Origin of the sequence: Zavarzinia marina (assembly GCF_021568905.1) — a bacterium.
Classification (GTDB): Bacteria; Pseudomonadota; Alphaproteobacteria; order Zavarziniales; family Zavarziniaceae; genus Zavarzinia; species Zavarzinia marina.
On the sequence record NZ_JAKGSB010000005.1, the window covers coordinates 285,793 to 301,915 of the forward strand.

General features: G+C 68.3%; 16 protein-coding genes. 3 read left to right on the top strand and 13 right to left on the bottom strand.

What is annotated here, in order from left to right:
* Nucleotides 1-220 precede the first annotated feature (220 nt).
* Nucleotides 221-967: an ABC transporter ATP-binding protein gene (locus L2U69_RS15020; RefSeq protein ID WP_236107936.1), complete on the top strand. Its 747-nt coding sequence runs from the start codon at nt 221-223 to the stop codon at nt 965-967.
* 108 nt (nt 968-1,075) lie between these two features.
* Here the strand turns inward: L2U69_RS15020 and L2U69_RS15025 are convergent, their stop codons facing one another.
* The 3 genes from L2U69_RS15025 to L2U69_RS15035 form a co-directional block, all read right to left on the bottom strand.
* Nucleotides 1,076-1,234, bottom strand: coding sequence for a hypothetical protein (locus L2U69_RS15025; protein WP_236107937.1), 159 nt, complete (start codon nt 1,232-1,234; stop codon nt 1,076-1,078).
* A gap of 67 nt (nt 1,235-1,301) precedes the next feature.
* Nucleotides 1,302-3,212 (bottom strand): acyl-CoA synthetase, encoded by a 1,911-nt coding sequence (locus tag L2U69_RS15030; protein WP_236107938.1) that lies wholly within the window; start codon nt 3,210-3,212, stop codon nt 1,302-1,304.
* Between the two features lie 108 nt (nt 3,213-3,320).
* Entirely contained in the window at nt 3,321-3,992 is a 672-nt protein-coding gene (locus tag L2U69_RS15035) for a DUF502 domain-containing protein (protein WP_236107939.1), read from the bottom strand.
* A gap of 144 nt (nt 3,993-4,136) precedes the next feature.
* On the opposite strand from L2U69_RS15035, the gene L2U69_RS15040 reads away from it, so the two are divergent.
* Nucleotides 4,137-4,784: an MBL fold metallo-hydrolase gene (locus L2U69_RS15040; RefSeq protein ID WP_329605408.1), complete on the top strand. Its 648-nt coding sequence runs from the start codon at nt 4,137-4,139 to the stop codon at nt 4,782-4,784.
* Nucleotides 4,785-5,087: 303 nt separating this feature from the next.
* On the opposite strand, the gene rhuM (L2U69_RS15045) is transcribed toward L2U69_RS15040, so the two are convergent.
* The 4 genes from rhuM (L2U69_RS15045) to L2U69_RS15060 form a co-directional block, all read right to left on the bottom strand.
* Nucleotides 5,088-5,519, bottom strand: coding sequence for a RhuM family protein (gene rhuM, locus L2U69_RS15045; protein ID WP_329605413.1), 432 nt, complete (start codon nt 5,517-5,519; stop codon nt 5,088-5,090).
* A gap of 20 nt (nt 5,520-5,539) precedes the next feature.
* The gene (rhuM, locus tag L2U69_RS15050) at nt 5,540-6,151 is read right to left on the bottom strand and encodes a RhuM family protein (protein WP_236107940.1); all 612 of its coding nucleotides are present in this window, start codon (nt 6,149-6,151) and stop codon (nt 5,540-5,542) included.
* Between the two features lie 49 nt (nt 6,152-6,200).
* Nucleotides 6,201-6,575 carry a YbaN family protein gene (locus L2U69_RS15055; protein ID WP_236107941.1) on the bottom strand — a complete coding sequence of 125 codons (375 nt, stop codon included), beginning with the start codon at nt 6,573-6,575 and terminating at the stop codon, nt 6,201-6,203.
* Between the two features lie 120 nt (nt 6,576-6,695).
* The gene (locus L2U69_RS15060; RefSeq protein ID WP_236107942.1) at nt 6,696-7,658 is read right to left on the bottom strand and encodes a helix-turn-helix domain-containing protein; all 963 of its coding nucleotides are present in this window, start codon (nt 7,656-7,658) and stop codon (nt 6,696-6,698) included.
* A gap of 217 nt (nt 7,659-7,875) precedes the next feature.
* Between L2U69_RS15060 and L2U69_RS15065 the strand changes: the two genes are divergently transcribed.
* Nucleotides 7,876-9,189 carry an NtaA/DmoA family FMN-dependent monooxygenase gene (locus L2U69_RS15065; protein ID WP_236107943.1) on the top strand — a complete coding sequence of 438 codons (1,314 nt, stop codon included), beginning with the start codon at nt 7,876-7,878 and terminating at the stop codon, nt 9,187-9,189.
* Nucleotides 9,190-9,220: 31 nt separating this feature from the next.
* Here the strand turns inward: L2U69_RS15065 and L2U69_RS15070 are convergent, their stop codons facing one another.
* From L2U69_RS15070 to gpmI, 6 genes are read right to left on the bottom strand one after another with little or no spacing between them, the layout of a single operon-like run.
* A complete protein-coding gene (locus L2U69_RS15070; RefSeq protein WP_236107944.1) occupies nt 9,221-9,991 on the bottom strand; it encodes an alpha/beta hydrolase in 771 nt (256 codons plus the stop codon).
* A 47-nt stretch (nt 9,992-10,038) separates the two neighbouring features.
* Nucleotides 10,039-10,512 (bottom strand): RNA pyrophosphohydrolase, encoded by a 474-nt coding sequence (locus L2U69_RS15075; protein WP_236107945.1) that lies wholly within the window; start codon nt 10,510-10,512, stop codon nt 10,039-10,041.
* Between the two features lie 26 nt (nt 10,513-10,538).
* Entirely contained in the window at nt 10,539-11,918 is a 1,380-nt protein-coding gene (locus L2U69_RS15080; protein WP_236107946.1) for a divergent polysaccharide deacetylase family protein, read from the bottom strand.
* A gap of 17 nt (nt 11,919-11,935) precedes the next feature.
* Entirely contained in the window at nt 11,936-13,219 is a 1,284-nt protein-coding gene (locus L2U69_RS15085; protein ID WP_408065819.1) for a S41 family peptidase, read from the bottom strand.
* A gap of 5 nt (nt 13,220-13,224) precedes the next feature.
* Nucleotides 13,225-14,526 (bottom strand): murein hydrolase activator EnvC family protein, encoded by a 1,302-nt coding sequence (locus L2U69_RS15090; RefSeq protein WP_236107948.1) that lies wholly within the window; start codon nt 14,524-14,526, stop codon nt 13,225-13,227.
* Nucleotides 14,498-16,099, bottom strand: a complete 1,602-nt coding sequence (gpmI, locus tag L2U69_RS15095) for a 2,3-bisphosphoglycerate-independent phosphoglycerate mutase (protein WP_236107949.1) — start codon at nt 16,097-16,099, stop codon at nt 14,498-14,500. Before gpmI ends, L2U69_RS15090 begins: the two co-directional genes overlap by 29 nt.
* Nucleotides 16,100-16,123 lie beyond the last annotated feature (24 nt).

Here is a 16,123-nt window from a genome sequence, read left to right on the forward strand (position 1 = left end):
CAGATGGGAACCATCCGTTTCGGTCGGTCCATCAGGCCGAAATTCCGCCCGATCTCAGGCATCGCCGATCGGGTGCGGTGCCGCCGACCTGCATCTTCCGCACGCATGGCCGGCGCGCCCCGGTTGGAGCCGTTTTTAAATCTAGACAAAAATGGTCGTCTTTAATACGATCATGGCCAGGACGATGATCCTGGATGACCCCCGGAAGGAGGGTGGTGACATGCTGATCCTCGAAAATCTCGGCATGCGGAATGCGGATGGCGCCGAAGTGCTGCGCAATATCGAACTGGCGATCGAGCCCGGCGAGGTCGTCGCCGTGGTCGGCGGTCCCGAGCTCGGCCGGCGGGCGCTGCTGCGCCTGATCGCGGGCCTCGAACAGCCGAGCACGGGCCGCGTGCTGCTCGACGGCAAGCCGCTGGCCGGGCCCGGGGCGGACGTCGGCATGGTGTTCTCCCAGCCGCGCCTGCTGTCCTGGCTGCGGGTGGCGGACAATGTCGGCCTCTGCCTCGAACCCATGCATTTCGCCGACCGCGCGGCCCGCGTCGAGGCGGAACTGCGCCGGGTCGGTCTCGCCGGCCATGGCGGGCGCTGGCCCGCCGAACTGCCGGACGGCAAGGCCCACCGTGTGGCGCTCGCCCGGGCGCTGGCGGTCCGTCCCCGCGTCCTTCTGCTCGAGGATCCTTTCGCCGAACTCGACGCGGACGAGCGGATGGAGCTTCAGGACGGCATTACCCAGCTTTGGGAGGGCGATCGTCCGGCGATGATTCTCGCCACGCGCGATGTCGAGGAAGCGGCGCTGCTGGCGGACCGGGTCGTGGTGCTGCGCTCGCGCCCCGGACGGATCGACCGGGTGATCGAGATGTCGCGCCCCCGCGCCCGCGACAGCCACCGCCTCGCGGTCGCCAAGCGTCGCCTGGCGCGGGTGGTCGACCGCCTGCCCGTGGTGCCGGTCCGCGCCGTGGCGTAATCGCCCGGGTGCCGTCACCACGTGGAAATGCGAAGGGCACCGGCGACGGCCGGTGCCCCTGATGGTCCCGGCACGTCGGTGCCGGGACTGGGCTGATGATGATGTCGTTCAGTCCGCGTCGGACGCGGTCTTGTTCGCTTCCTCGGCCTTGATCTGGCCGGTGCTTGCAGGGCACGCCGGAAAAGCGATGATCTGGGCCGCGCCACCGGCGGCGACCACCTGATACTGAACGGCGGGGGCGTTGGTTTCGGTGTCTTTGTCGGACATGGTCCACCCTCCTTGCTTTTCAGGAACGGGGGACCATAGGCCTCGATTGCGGCAAAAGCGAGTCGTTTTACGCTACGGCATCGGGCGTTTCCGCAATTTCCACCGCGACGGCAAAGCCACCGGTCACTTCTCGCACCGCCTCTGCCGAAATACCGGGCATCGGCGTGATCCGCGCCAGCATGCCGTGCTTCGGATCGTCCGCCACCTCGACCGTCGCCCGCAGGCCGGCGGCGGACAGCGCCTCGCGCAGGATCCGCTCGGTGGCGAGCCGGCGCAGCGGCGGCTTGTGGATCTTGCCGACCGCCGTCACCGGCATTTCCGGCAGGATTTCCAGGTGAACGGGGGCCGCGGCGCGTTCCGGCACACGGGCGCGGACATAGGCCTTCAGATCGTCCGCGCTGACCTCCGCGCCGGGGCGCAGCGCCACATAGGCGGCGGGCAATTCGCCGGCATAGCTATCGGGCTGGCCGATGGCGGCGGCAAGCGCCACCGCTGGATGGGCGGTCAGCGCATCCTCGATCATCTGGGGATCGATGTTGTGGCCGCCGCGGATGATCAGATCCTTCGAACGGCCGACCAGCCAGATGTAGTGATCCTCGTCGATCCGGGCCAGATCGCCGGTATCGAACCAGCCCTCGGGTGCCTCCCGGCCGACGTAACCCTGGAAAACATGGGGTCCCTTCATGCACAGCGCGCCGACCTCGTCCGGCGCGCAGGGCTCCGCCGGCTTGCCGTCGTCGCCGAGACGCATGGGCTGAAGCTCCGTATAGGGCAGGCGAAAGCCGACGGAGCCGGCGCGCCGCTCGCCGAAGCGGGGATTGGTGGCGGAGGCGCAGGTGCCTTCGGTCATGCCGTAACCTTCGAGGATCTTCACCCCCGTCGCCGCCTCGAAGCGGCGGATCAGGTCGGCGGGCATGGGCGCCGCGCCGCAGATCGCCGTCCGCAGCGAGGAAATGTCGCGCCCTTCGATGGGGACGTCCATGAGGGCGGCATAGAGCGTCGGCACGCCGGAGAAGGAATTGCCCCGGAAGCGTTCGACCAGGGCCCAGAAATTCGCCACCACACCCTGGCCGCGATAGCCCTGGGGCGTCAGCAGGACGACGGTGCGGCCGCTGGCGAAGGCGGCGAGTCCGGTCACCATGGTGCCGTTGACATGGAACAGCGGCAGGCCGCACAGCAGCACCCGGTCCTCCGGCTCGGCCATCAGGGAGCCGAGGACGAAGGCCTCGAACACCTGATTGGCATGGCTCTGGCGCGCCAGCTTGGGCGTGCCCGTGGTACCGCCGGTGTGGAAATAGGCCGCCGTCTCGGTTTCGGCGATCGCCCGGCCCGAAACCAGCCGATCCCCCGGCTGGGCGGCGAGGGCGGCGTCGAAATCCGCGATCGTCACGTCGTCCCGTGTGGGCCTGGTGTCGGCCGGGGTCATGGCCGCCAGCATGGGGCGCATGGCCTCCGGCACGAAGGGCCCCATGTCGATGCGCAGCACATGGCGGAGATCCGGTACCAGGTCGATCACCTGCACCGCCTTGTCCCAGAGATCGCTCTGCGGGAAGGGCGCCAGGGTGACGAGGACGCGGCTGCCGGCATTGCGCATGATGTCGGCGATCTTTTCCGGCTCCAGCAGGGGATTGATCGGATTGGCGATGCCCGCCGCCTCGGCCCCCCAGAGGGCGTAATGGGTCTGGGGCAGGTTCGGCAGCAGCAGGGTGACGGCCTCGCCCGGCCCGACGCCGAGATCGTGGAACAGATTGGCCGCCCGGGTCACCTGGGCCAGCAGGTCGCCATAGGTCACGTCGTGGGACGGCAGATCCGGATCCGCCAGCAGGAGAAAGCGGAGCGCCAGATCGTCGCGGTGCAGGCGGGCCGCGCGCTCGATCACGCCATAGGACGAAGTGATGCCATGCAGGCGCTCCGCCAGCGGCACGCGCTCGATGGCCAGTACGTCCTCATAGGTCGCGATGCGGATGCGGTCTTCCATGCTCCCGGTCTCCCCATTGTTTTCTTGATTGTTTTCTTGTCTGTGGTCGCCTTCTTGGCGGCGCAGGCAGGATCGGGGGCCGGCGGCGCGCGGTCAAGAGTGTCCTGATCAGGCGCCATCCCGATCCGCGATCGATGGGGGCCGAGGCTTATGGAAGGTCAGGTGTTCGGGTGCGGCGGTTCCGCCCGAGAGGATGAACTGCATCGCTTCGTTGGCGTTCCAGTCCAGCCACACCAGGCGCTCGGACGGCACCAGTTCCATATAGCCCGACGTCGGGTTGGGCGCGGTCGGGACATAGACGGCGGCAATCTCGCTGCCGGTGGTGCTGTCGGTGAAGAGCTTGGTGACGAAGCCGACGGTCTTCATGTCGGCATGGGGAAATTCGATCAGCACCACGCGCTGCTGGCCGGCGGGCGCCGTCTGGAACGAGGTGATCAGCTTGCGCACGGCGCCATAGACCGATTCGACGAAGGGAATGCGCGCCATCAGGCGATCGAACAGATGCCACAGGCGACGTCCCACCACCGCCGTCGTCAGCGCGCCCAGGAGATAGAGCGCGAACAGCGTGACCACGGCCGCGAGCAGGCTCTGGAACCAGTCCTGGAGGAGCAGGCGGGAAATGTCGGGCTGTCGGGTGGCGAGGCCGTTGGCAATGCCGACCACCACTGGGCGCCCGGCGGCGACCAGGAAATCGAAGACCAGCCGGACCACCCAGGCGGTGAGCAGCAGCGGCAGGCTGGCGAGCAGGCCGGCGACGATATTGCGGCGGATTCTTTCCATCGGGCGCGGATTCCAAGGGCTACGCGAAACGGGGGAGGCTACGCGGAACGGGGTTAAGCGGAACGGGCGGCGCGGTTGGCCTGGGCCCGGTCATTATGCTAGACCCGTGGCGAGATTGCGTCAGATTTCGCCACGGGGTCGCTCATGTTGAAAGCCGGCATCATTCCGGTCACGCCCTTCGCCCAGAACTGCAGCCTGATCTGGTGCGACAAGACGATGAAGGGTGCGGCCGTCGATCCCGGGGGCGACCTGGACCGCGTGCGCGCGGCCCTCGAACAGACCGGCGTCACGCTCGAAAAGGTGCTGCTGACCCACGGCCATCTCGATCATGCCTCGGCCGCCGGCGAACTGGCGACGGAAGCGGGCGTGCCGATCGAGGGCCCGCACGAAGAGGATGCCTTCCTCATCGAAACCCTGCGCGCCCAGGGCGAAGCCTATGGCTTCCCCCTCTACCCCGCCTTCGAGCCGACCCGCTGGCTGAGCGACGGCGACACGGTCACCGTGGGCGAGGAAGTGCTGGAGGTCCGCCATTGCCCCGGCCATACGCCGGGCCATGTGGTGTTCTTCCACGCCCCCTCGAAACTGGCGATCGTGGGCGACGTGCTGTTCAAGGGCTCCATCGGGCGGACCGACTTTCCGCGCGGCGACCACGAAACCCTGGTCCGCTCCATCACCGGCCGGCTCTGGCCGCTCGGCGCCGACGTCACCTTCGTCCCCGGCCACGGCCCCCTCTCCACCTTCGGCGACGAACGCCGCAGCAACCCCTTCGTCGGCGACGCGGCGCTGGCCTGAGGCTGCCGTGGGGGCCCAGGGCCCCGACGTGTCGAGACCTAAAGCGATATGGAGGTCTTTGCGAGGCTTTGGTAAAAACAACCCATGAAGCCATCAAGCCGAGACCGCGCGAAAAACTTGCAAACGACCTTGCGACCTTTTTGCGCCAGGTTGGCCGAAGGGCTCAGAAGGACAAAGAGCCCAACGTTCGCCGGCATGACAGGGACTTCGAGCGCAGGCTTAGGGGCATGTCACCTTTCGAGATCGAAGCCCTGACGCGACTCTGGGACGAAGACGAACAATGTTCCGCGGCAAGATCGCTATCTAGTTTTTCGGACGGGGGCGCCGGCTCTTGGGCAGAGCTTTGTCCGCTGCCCGCAGTTCTTCGATCGCGCGGTCGGCATCGGCCCGGCGCAGGGCCTTTCGCTGCTCGTCGAAGGCCTCGTATTGCGTTTCGGCGTGGCGCCTGGCGGTTTCGATGCCGATGCTGCCACCCCCGCTCAGCACGGAACGGCCCAAATCCCGCAATTGCCGGTCCAAGAGGCGGGTGGCGTCTGCCATGACGACGAGGCGCCCGAGGTCGAGCTGATCCTCGAAAATATCCAGCATGATGCTGGTCAGCCGGTTCAATTCCCGGACCTCGGCATCGGCGAGATAATTCTTCGAGATGCCGACATCGGCCTTGCGGATATTGTCCTTCGGCCAATTGGTCAGCCCCATGTCGGGGGCCGCGGCATCGGCACGGCCGGCGATGATCTCGGCCGGCGTATGCGATGTTACCGCGAAGACGAGCTTGGCCTGGGTGTGCTGGTAGCCTGGGTGTGCTGGTAGAAGGTCCGCGCCGCCTCGCTCTTGCCGTCATAGTCTTGGCACATGGCGCAGATGGTCCGCAGTTCGCGGTAGAGATTGGCTTCATCCGATCGGATGTCGCGGATGATCTCGCGCAGTTCGGCGATGCGGTCCGCATCGTCGGGCCGCTTCAGGCGCGCGGAATCGATCACGAAACCCTTGCGGGCGTATTGGACGAGAATGCCGGTGGCCCAGCGGCGGAACACGGTGGCCTGGGCGGACGAGACCCGGTAGCCGACCGAGATCACCATATCCAGGCTGTAGAGCGTCACAGGGCGTGTGGCGCGAGCAATATGCACTTTTTGCATATTGCCTAGCTCCAGCAATTCGCCCTCTTCCACGATGTTGTTGATATGTCTGGAAATTACGGATTGGTCCCGCCCGAACAACTGCCCGATCTGGGCCTGGGTCATCCACAGGGTTTCACCCTCGAAGCGGATGTCCATGCGAAGGCCCTTGGCGGTCTCATAGACCAGGAAGCGGTCGCCGGATTCGGCGCCCGCGACCAGATGGATGGGCTCGTTCCGATCTTCGCTCATGGCGCATCATAGCGTGAAATCAAGAACATTATAGCAACATTCGCGAGATTCACGCCGGTGGGGCCGGGCGGCTGACGACATAGAGGGCGGAGAGGCCGATCACGGCGAAGACCACAAGGGCGAGCCACCATTGGGGGCGGCTGCCGACCAGGAAGATGCCATAGCCGAGGGTCATGCCGCCGAGGGCGAAGGTCTTGCCCCGGCGCGAGATGGCGCCGTATTGCCGCCAGTCCCGCAGCGTGGGGCCGAATTGCGGTTGGTTCATCAGCCAGGCGTCGAGCCGGGGCGAGGAGCGGGCGAAGCAGGCGGCGGCGAGGATCAGGAAGATCGTCGTCGGCATCACCGGCAGAAAGGCGCCCAGCACGCCGAGGCCCGCGAACATCAGGCCCAGCACCAGGAAGAACGCCCGCCGTGCTCCGTCCATGTTTTCCTCTCGCAACGCCGCCCGCGGGGACGGGCTGGGGCGAAGGAAGCACATTTGAGCCCGGGCGTCGACGGGACCCGTCGTCGCCGGTGTCGCGATCGGAAAATCGGATGAAGCGGTTCAGCCGGCCGAGACCCGGCGTCCGCCGCGCAATTCGCGCGGGCTGTGGCCGAAGCGGCGGCGGAAATGGCGGCTGAACTGGGCGGGATCGTGGAAGCCCCAGCGAAAGGCGGTTTCGGCGATGGTCTCCGTCCGGGCCGGATCGGCCAATTGCGCCGCCGCCGCCTCGAGCCTGAGGTCGCGGATCCATTGGCCGATCGAATGGCCGTGGGCCTGGCTGAACAGGGCGTTCAGATAGCGGACGGAAATGCCACAGGCGGCGGCGATGCCGTCAGGGCACAGCGCCGGATCGGTCAGGTGGCGGCGCACGTGGCGCTCGATCCGGGCGAGATGGGCGCGGCGCACGGTGGACAGACCGCTGTGGACGGCACGGGCATCATTCTCGATCGCCAGGGCCAGCAGGTCGACCAATGTGTCGCCGACACCGGCACGCTCCGCCCGGCCGGCGGCGGCGAGGCGCGACGGGATCAGGCGCAGCATGTCGTGCAGCAGGGCGGCGGTGCCGAGGCCGGCATCGGCGACCAGGCTCGGCATGCGGTCGACGGCGCCGAGCCGGCGTTTCATGACCGCCAGCGGCACGCGCAGGCTCCAGACCTCGTTTTCCGCCAGGGCCTGGACGAAGAGCGAGGGCAGGCAGCTCTGTTCCACCAGCATCTGGTTGCGCCGGCAGGTCAGCTCCAGCCCGCCCTGGGTGTAGACGATCTCGGAGCGCGTGGCGAAGGAGACGAGGAGCACATCCTCCTTGTCGGCGGCGAGGTGCCGCGCCTCGCGCAGATAGGAGACCGGGCCCGAGGCCATATAGGCGACCGACGCCTCCCCCAGATCCCAGGACAGGAGCCGGCCCGAGAAGGCCTCTGCCTCGGTCATCGTGTCGACGGGAAAGAGGACGTCGCTGACCGCGTCGCGCCAGGGCGTCAGGGGGCCGGACGGCAGCGGTTCGGCCGTCGCGAATTCACGAAACATCGCAAGCCCTCCACCTGAACGCGACCATCGGTCAAGGGTAAGGCGCGCTTCGGGCGGCGCCAAGGATCTTTGCGGCGGTGCGAAAGAGACTTGTCGATTTCGGCACAAAGATTTGCGCGCCGGGGCACGGCGGCGGCTGGCGGATTGGCGCCGCAGGGTCGCTTTGCCAGTCTCGATCTGGATTTATTCGCAACTGCGAGAGGAAGGATCGGCGCCCATGGCCAAGCGTTTTCACCTCGGCTGGTTCACCAATTTCACCACGGACGAATGGAACGGCACTTTCGCGAATGGCGGCGATCCGTGGAACGGCCAGTTCTATGTCGAGATGGCCCAGGCCCTGGAACGCGCCTGCTTCGACTACATCATGTTCGAGGACAAGCTGGCGATTTCGGAAATCTACGGCGGCACCTCGGAGGCGGTCCTGAAACACGCGCTCGGCATGGTGCCCAAGGGCGATCCGGCGCCGCTGGCGGCCATGATCGCGGGCAAGACCTCGAGGATCGGCATCGTCGCCACCCTCTCCACCCTCGGCTATCCACCGTTCCTGCTGGCCCGCCTGTGCTCCACCATCGACAGTCTGGCGGAGGGGCGCTTCGGCTGGAACATCGTGACCAGCGCCGAGAATGCGGCGGCCCAGAATTTCGGCCTCGACGCCCTGCCGCCGCGCGAACTGCGCTACGACATGGCGCACGAATACATGGACCTCGTCTATCAGCTCTTCGACTCCTGGGACGCCGATGCCGTGGTGCGCGACCGCGAGACCGGCACCTACGCCGATTTCACCAAGGTCCGGCGGATCGATTTCGAAGGCCGCTTCTTCAAGTGCCGGGGCCCCTTGAACACGGTGCGCTCGCCCCAGGGCATTCCCGCCCGCATCCAGGCCGGCGCCTCGCCCAAGGGGCGCGACTTCGCGGCGAAGCACGCCGACGCCGTGGTCGCGGTCAATCAGGGCGTCGAAGCCATGAAGGCGTTCCGCGACGACATCCGCGCCCGCGCCGCCGCCCTCGGCCGCGATCCGGATTCGATCAAGGTGCTCTATCTCGTCGCCCCGACCCTGGCCGAGACCGAGGCGGAGGCCCGGGCGAAATACGCCCGCATGGTCGAGGATCCGACCTTCATCGAATTGAACCTGTGCCTGATCTCCTCGATCACCGACATCGACTTCAAGCAGTTCGATCTCGACCAGCCCCTGCCGGAAAGGCTCACCACCAATGGCGAGCAGGGTTCGCTCGACGCCTTCCAGCAATGGGGGTCCGGCAAGAGCCTGCGCCGGCTGGTGACCGAGGCCTCGGGCGGGCTCGTCTCGTCGGTGCCCCTGATCGGCACGCCCGACAGTATCGCCGACCGCATGGGCGAGGTGATGGAAGAGGTCGGCGGCGACGGCTTCCTGATCACCACGCCCCATCTCGGCGTCAACCGCCGCATGATCGTCGAGGTGACGGACGGCCTCGTCCCCGCGCTTCAGCGCCGGGGCCTGATGCGCACCGAATATTCCGGCAAGACGCTGCGCGACAATCTGCTGGCGTTCTGAGGTCCGCTTTCTCTTGGCGAAAACGCGCCCCTCAGGGCACCACCTTGTCCAGCCAGTCGGCGGCGTCCGCGGCCATGTCGTGCCAGCCGGGCTCGGACAGCATCCAATGGCTGAAGCCGTCGTAGAGACGGAACACGGCGTGGTCGTCACCATCGCGGTAGCGCGCGGCGATGCGCTGTACCGTGCGCGCGGAATTCACCCGGTCGGCGCTGCCGGCGGCGGCGAAGACGGGGCATTTCACGGTCCACGGCTCGACCCGGCTGGCCCGGCGAAGATCCCACGGCCAATGCATGATCTCGAACACGGCGCGACCCGATTCCGGCACGAAACGCTCGAAGGTGGCGCGCCGTTCGCTGCGCGGCAGGCGATTCAGGGTGTGATCGGCGGCAACGCGATAGACCGGGTGGATCGGCCCGTCCCAGAACACGCCGAGCGTCGCGACCATGCCGACCGCCGACAGAACCTCGAAGTCGGTCGACGGGATCAGGCCCCAGGGCGGGCTCGGCGCCAGCAGCACGATCGCCCGTGCCAGGCCCCGCGACGCCAGCATCTGGGCCAGCAGGCCGCCCATGGAATGGCCGACCAGGACGGGCTTTTCCGGCAGGCTCTTGATCAGGCGCGCGAGGTCGTCGGCATAGTCGACCAGGCTGGTGCGGCCCAGATTGTGGTGGGGCCGGCCATGGGCGGGCGTGTCGTGATGCAGGAGATCCGGGGTGTGGCAGTTCCAGCCCCGCGCCGTCATCGCGCCCGCCCAGTTCTCCATCGCCCAGCCGGCGCAGAAGGCGCCGTGGATCAGGACCATCTCGCCTCTTGCGGCTTTCGCTTTCCGTGGTGCCATCATGCCCTCCGTCAGGCCGAGAAGAGGGGGGCGAACTCGGCGACCACGGCTTCGTAGAGGGCGCGTTTGAACGGCACGATCAGGCCCGGCAGATCGCCGTGAGGAACCCAGCGCCAGGCGGCGAATTCGGGATGTCTGGTTCCGATGTCGATGTCGGCGTCGGTGCCGAGGAAACGCATGGCGTACCATTTCTGGCGCTGCCCGCGATAGCGCCCCTTCCAGACCTTGGGCACCAGTTCGGCCGGCAGGTCATAGGTCAGCCAGTCCCGGCTTTCGGCGACGATCTCGGCCTTTTCGGTGCCGATCTCCTCGCCCAATTCCCGGATCGCGGCGGTCTCCGGCGCCTCGCCCTCGTCGATGCCGCCCTGGGGCATCTGCCATGCCTCCACCAGATTGTCGATCCGCTGCCCGACGAAGACGAGGCCGTCGGGGTTGATCAGCATGATGCCGACACAGGGGCGGTAGGGCAGGGCGGATATATCCATGGGCGTGACTCGTGTTACGGAACGGATTACTCGGGATGGGGCGCGTCGGCGGCATGCGGAGCCGCGCCATGCGCCGCGGGTTCTGGGGCATCGCCGCCGGGAAGGGTGTCGGGAAGTGTAACCGTGTCGGCAAGCGCGCTGACCGGCGCCAGCACCAGGCCCTTGTCGGCGAGGCCGGCGCTCCAGGCCGCGATCCGCTCGATCGAGCCCGGATAATCGGCGGCGATGCCGATGGCGGCGCCACCCTGGCGGGCGAAACGCTCCAATTCAGCGAGGCGGGCATCGACGGCGGCACGCGTGGGCGTCGCATCGATGAAGCGGGTGGCGACGGCGCGCGGCAGGCCGATCTCGCCCGCGATTTCCGGCAGGACGGAGGTATCGGCGGTGCGGCTGTCCAGCACCATCAGGCCGCGCGCGCGCAGCGCCTCGGCGGCGGGGCGGACGGCGGCGGCATCGGCGGTGAAGCGCGAGCCCATATAGGTCATCACGCCGACATAGCCGGTGGTGCGCGACAGGCTCCATTCCAGGCGCGAGCGGTTGTCGGCGGCGGAAAGATCGGTCATCAGCGCCTTGGGGCCGGGATCGCTGGTCGGGAAATCGACCGGTTCCATCGGCACCTGGATCAGGAATTCATGGCCTGCCCGGCGGGCCTTGGCGGCCCAGTCGTCCAGGTTGCGGGCATAGGGCGAGAAGGCCAGGGTGACGTCGGGCGGCAGGGTCTCGATCGCCCCGGTCGAGGTCGACTCGCGAAGGCCCAGGCCGGCGACGACGATCGCCACGCGCGGTCGCGCCGTATGGTCGCCGAAGGGCCGGGCGTAGACGCGCCAGGGCTGGCGTCCGTCGGGCCCGATCACCGGCAGGCTGCCGTCGCGGCCCCGTTCCACCAGACGGGGATCGGGGGCCGGCGCCAGGGCGACGTCAGCGGCCGGGACGGGGGCCGCATCATGACCGGGGTCGGCGTCATGATTGGGCTCCGCGCCAGGGGCGGTCGCGGGGGCATGGGTCTCGGCGGGTTCCGCCGGTGAAGGGGTATCGTGGCCGGCTGCCGGTGGTTCGGGGGCGTCCACCACCGCGCCGTGTTCCGCGTCTCCGCCGGCCGGCTCGTCTTGGGTTGCTTCCGAGCCGTGGCCTTCCGGCACCGCCGGGGTCTCATGGCCGGCGACCAGGTCCTCGGCCGGGGCTTTTTCGGTGGGGGCATCCGCGATGCGGACGACGATCCGGCCTTCGCGGCCGGCGCCGCCCGGGCCGCTCAGGGCCGCCCAGGCGACCAGGGCGCCGACGGCGGCGACCGTGCCGAGGACGGCGAAGGCGAGAACCGGGGGGCGGCGGGGTTCCGCCGTCTCCGCCTCCGGCGCGACGGTCTCGGCATCGTCCGTCGCGTCCTGCTCCTTCTCGCCGTCCGCCATCGCGGGGCTCCGCGCCGTCAATTGGCGATCTTGCCGTCGACCACCTTCAGCGTCTTCAGCAGGGCCAGAGCCTGATCGAGCTGCGCGTCCTGGCTGCGGTCATCGGGAATGCTCTGGGCGCTGCGCGGGCCCGTATCCTCCTCGCCTTCGCCGGCGAGATGGTTGGGCAGATCGGCTTCCGAGCGCAGTTCGGGCGCATCCTCGGGATCGACGCCATCGGGCAGGGGCTGGGTGACGACGCGGTCGGGCTCGATTCCCTTGGCCTGGATCGAGCGGCCGGACGGGGTGTAGTAGCGCGCCGTGGTCAGGCGCAGCGCGCCCTGGTTCGGCAGCGGGATGATGGTCTGCACCGACCCCTTGCCGAAGGAGCGCGTGCCCATGATCACCGCGCGCTGATGGTCCTGCAGGGCGCCGGCGACGATTTCCGAGGCCGAGGCGGAACCGCCGTTGATCAGCACGATCACCGGCTTGCCCTCGGCCATGTCGCCGCGCGTCGCGCTGTAACGCGAGACGTCGTCCGGGTGACGGCCGCGGGTCGAGACGATTTCGCCCCGGTCGAGGAATTCGTCGGAAATCGCCACCGCCTGATCGAGCAGGCCGCCCGGGTTGTTGCGCAGGTCGAGGACGACGCCCTGCACCTTGTCGGGGCCGATCTCGCGCGCGAGGTCGGTGATCGCCTGCTTCACACCCGAATCCACCTGCTTGTTGAACTGGGTGACGCGGACGTAGATCGCATCGCCTTCCCGGCGCGAGCGCACGGCGCGGATGCGGATGACGGCGCGGGTGATGGTGACGTCGAAGGGCTTGGTCACCCCTTCGCGCTTGATCGAGACGACGATCTTGGAATCGATCGGGCCGCGCATCTGCTCGACCGCTTCCTGCAGGGTCAGGCCCATCACGTCCTTGCCGTCGAGGGCGATGATGTAGTCCCCGGTCTTCAGCCCGGCGCGCGACGCCGGCGTGTCGTCGATGGGGGTGACCACCTTGACGTAGCCGTTCTCCATCGTGACCTCGATGCCGAGGCCGCCGAATTCGCCGTCGGTCTGCACCTGCATGTCGCCGTAGGCCTTGGCGTTCATGTAGGAGGAATGAGGATCGAGAGAGGCGAGCATGCCGTTGATGGCAGCCTCCACCAGCTTCTCGTCCGTCACCTCGTCGACATAGTCGCTCTTCACGCGGTCGTAGACGTCGCCGAAGAGATTGAGCTGGCGGTAGGTTTCGGCCGAGGACGCGGCCTCCACCACCAGGGGCACGGCGGCGCCCGCCGCGAACGCGAGGAAGGCCACGACTGCTCGATTCATTCGCTTCATCCGCTTACCTTGGTGGCGCGTGGCGACAGCCAGGGACCGAGATCCACAGGCGCCCCATCGTGCCTCAGTTCGATATATAGAACAGGACGGCTACCCTCGGCGGCACCTTCCATCTGACCGACCGGCTCACCAGCCAGAACCTTCTGCCCGACGGTCACGTCGATACGCTCCATCCCCGCGAGGAGGAGATGATACCCGTCGCCTTGCGACAGGATCAAGAGTTGGCCATAGCCTGAAAACGCGCCGGCGAAGGCGACGGAGCCCGCGGCGGGCGCGGTGACCCCCGCGCCGGCCCTGGTGGCGATGCGAAAGCCCCTGGCGGTCAGGCCGTTCGCCTGGCGATCGCCGAAGCGCGCGACGATCTCGCCCGCCGCCGGCAACGGCAATTTGCCCTTCAGGGTGGCGAAACGGGCCAGAATGGCGGGTCTCGGGGCTTCGGCCGGGACCGGCACCGCCTGCTCGCCCGGGGGCGTCGCGGCGGCGACTGCCGCCGCCCGTTCTGCGGCGCGGCGCGCGGCCTCCGCCGCCTCGGCCGCCTCGCGCGCCCGGCGCTGCTTCTCGACCGCCGCGATCAGTTCCTCGATCGACTTCGCTTCGGCGGCCAGACGGTCGACCCGGCGCGATTCGGCGGCGGCGAGGCCGGCCAGGCGCTTGTCGTCCGTCGCCTTTCGCCCCAGCAGCCTGTCCAGCTCGGCCCGTTCGACGGCCAGCGCCGCCAGCGTGTCCTCGAGGCTGCCGCGTTCGACCGCGAGACGGGCGCGCAGGGCCGCCAGCGCGGTCAGGTCGCGGCCGAGGGCATTGGCCCGATCACGCAATTCGGGCAGAAGGTCGCGCAGCACGGTGCCGGTATGGGCGATGTCGAGGGCATTCTGGCGCCGGACCATGAGCAGGACCGGCGGGCGCCGCGACAGCCGCGTCAGGGCGCCGAGAAGGCGCGACAGGGCGGCGCGGCGGTCGGCCAGGGCGGCGGTCTTTTCGGCTTCGGAGGCGGCGAGTTCGGCCATGCGCCGTTCGATCGTATCGGCCGCCGCCTCGCGCTCGCGCAATTGGGCGGCGCGTTCGACCAATTGGGTCTTCAGGCTGTCGATTTCCCGGGCCAGGCGGGCCTTTTCCGCCTCGACCTCGGCCTGGCGGCGGCGCGCGTCTTCCAGTTCGGCCTGGACCGCGCGAAGTTTCGAAGGATCGGCCTCCTGCCCGAGGCCGTTTTCCACGCCGCCGAGGAAGACCCCGGCGGCCAGGAGAAGGAGAAATGCGTGCCGGCGCCGGGCGTCAGGCGCTGGCACGCGTCGCGGGCGCATGGGCGGCTTTCGCACCGGCATCCGCCGGTACCAGCAGGGAATGGCCCGTCATCACCGCCGGCTGGTCGAGGCCGAGGAACGGCAGCAGCGTGGGCGCGATATCCGCCAGCCGCCCGTCCGAAAGGGCGACGGCGCTTTCGGCGTTGAACAGCAGGGCGGGCACCAGATTGGTGGTATGGGCGGTATGGGCGCCATGGGTATCGGCGTCGAACATCTGCTCGATATTGCCGTGATCGGCGGTCACCAGCATGACGCCGCCGGCCGCCGCCACCGCCTCCGACAGGCGGCCCAGGCAGGTGTCGATGGTCTCCACCGCCTCGATCGCCGCCGCCATGATGCCGGTGTGGCCGACCATGTCGGGATTGGCGTAATTGACCACGATCAGGTCGTAACCCTTGCCCGCGATCGCTTCCACCAGGCGGTCGGTCACCTCGGGCGCCGACATGGCGGGGGCGAGGTCATAGGTCGCGACCTTGGGGCTGGGCACCAGGATGCGGTCCTCGCCCTCGAACACCGTCTCCTCGCCGCCGTTGAAGAAGAAGGTGACGTGGGCGTATTTCTCGGTCTCGGCGATGCGCAACTGGGTCTTGCCGGCCTTGGCGACCACGGCGCCCAGCGGGTCCTCCACCCGTTCGGCCGGGAAGATCGCGGGGATCAGGGCGTTCAACTGGCTCGAATATTCGACCATGCCGGCGATGCCGGAAAAATCGGGCACGCGGGCGCGCGGGAAACCGTCGAAATCCGGGTCCAGCAGGGCGATCAGGATCTCGCGCGCGCGGTCGGCGCGGAAATTGGCCATCAGCAGGCCGTCGCCCGCGTTCATGCCGCGATAATTGCCGATCGCGGTCGGCAGGACGAATTCATCGGTCTTGCCGGCGGCGTAGGAGGCTTCGACGGCGGCGCGGGCGTCCGGCGCGCTTTCGCCGGCGGCATCGACGAGCGCGCCATAGGCGAGACCGACCCGGTCCCAGCGCTTGTCGCGGTCCATGGCGAAATAGCGCCCGGAAATCGTGCCGAAGCGCCAGCCCGGCACGCCGTCCAGCGCCGTCCCGAAATCGGCCAGATAGTCGAGCGCGCTCTTCGGCGGGGTGTCGCGGCCGTCGAGGAAACCGTGGACGACGGTGTCGACGCCGTGGCTGGACGCGATCTTGATCAGGGCGACCAGATGGTCCTGATGGGAATGCACGCCGCCCGGCGACAGCAGGCCCAGGAGATGCAGCACGCCGCCCTTCGCCTTCACCGCCTCGATCACCTTCAGCAGGACGGCATTGTCGGCCAGGGTGCCGTCGGTGATCGCCTGGTCGATGCGCGGCAGATCCTGCATGACGACGCGGCCGCCGCCCAGGTTCATGTGGCCGACCTCGGAATTGCCCATCTGGCCGTCCGGCAGGCCGACGGACAGACCGGACGTCTGGATCAGGGCGCGCGGGCAGTCGGCGACCAGGCGCCGCCAGTTCGGGGTCCGGGCCTTGGCGATGGCGTTGTCCTCGCCACCCTCGCGCCAGCCCCATCCGTCCAGGATGCACAGAACGACGGGTTTCTGCGGGGTCACGGGAAGGGTTGCGTCAGTCATGGCCAAACCTTGAACGAAGAATGC

What these genes read in the sequence shown, in the direction of transcription:
- L2U69_RS15020 (WP_236107936.1), top strand. Translation starts at nt 221, where the DNA reads ATGCTGATCCTCGAAAATCTCGGCATGCGGAATGCGGATGGCGCCGAA.
- L2U69_RS15025 (WP_236107937.1), bottom strand. Translation starts at nt 1,234, where the DNA reads ATGTCCGACAAAGACACCGAAACCAACGCCCCCGCCGTTCAGTATCAG.
- L2U69_RS15030 (WP_236107938.1), bottom strand. Translation starts at nt 3,212, where the DNA reads ATGGAAGACCGCATCCGCATCGCGACCTATGAGGACGTACTGGCCATC.
- L2U69_RS15035 (WP_236107939.1), bottom strand. Translation starts at nt 3,992, where the DNA reads ATGGAAAGAATCCGCCGCAATATCGTCGCCGGCCTGCTCGCCAGCCTG.
- L2U69_RS15040 (WP_329605408.1), top strand. Translation starts at nt 4,137, where the DNA reads ATGTTGAAAGCCGGCATCATTCCGGTCACGCCCTTCGCCCAGAACTGC.
- rhuM (WP_236107940.1), bottom strand. Translation starts at nt 6,151, where the DNA reads ATGAGCGAAGATCGGAACGAGCCCATCCATCTGGTCGCGGGCGCCGAA.
- L2U69_RS15055 (WP_236107941.1), bottom strand. Translation starts at nt 6,575, where the DNA reads ATGGACGGAGCACGGCGGGCGTTCTTCCTGGTGCTGGGCCTGATGTTC.
- L2U69_RS15060 (WP_236107942.1), bottom strand. Translation starts at nt 7,658, where the DNA reads ATGTTTCGTGAATTCGCGACGGCCGAACCGCTGCCGTCCGGCCCCCTG.
- L2U69_RS15065 (WP_236107943.1), top strand. Translation starts at nt 7,876, where the DNA reads ATGGCCAAGCGTTTTCACCTCGGCTGGTTCACCAATTTCACCACGGAC.
- L2U69_RS15070 (WP_236107944.1), bottom strand. Translation starts at nt 9,991, where the DNA reads ATGGTCCTGATCCACGGCGCCTTCTGCGCCGGCTGGGCGATGGAGAAC.
- L2U69_RS15075 (WP_236107945.1), bottom strand. Translation starts at nt 10,512, where the DNA reads ATGGATATATCCGCCCTGCCCTACCGCCCCTGTGTCGGCATCATGCTG.
- L2U69_RS15080 (WP_236107946.1), bottom strand. Translation starts at nt 11,918, where the DNA reads ATGGCGGACGGCGAGAAGGAGCAGGACGCGACGGACGATGCCGAGACC.
- L2U69_RS15085 (WP_408065819.1), bottom strand. Translation starts at nt 13,219, where the DNA reads ATGAATCGAGCAGTCGTGGCCTTCCTCGCGTTCGCGGCGGGCGCCGCC.
- L2U69_RS15090 (WP_236107948.1), bottom strand. Translation starts at nt 14,526, where the DNA reads ATGCGCCCGCGACGCGTGCCAGCGCCTGACGCCCGGCGCCGGCACGCA.
- gpmI (WP_236107949.1), bottom strand. Translation starts at nt 16,099, where the DNA reads ATGACTGACGCAACCCTTCCCGTGACCCCGCAGAAACCCGTCGTTCTG.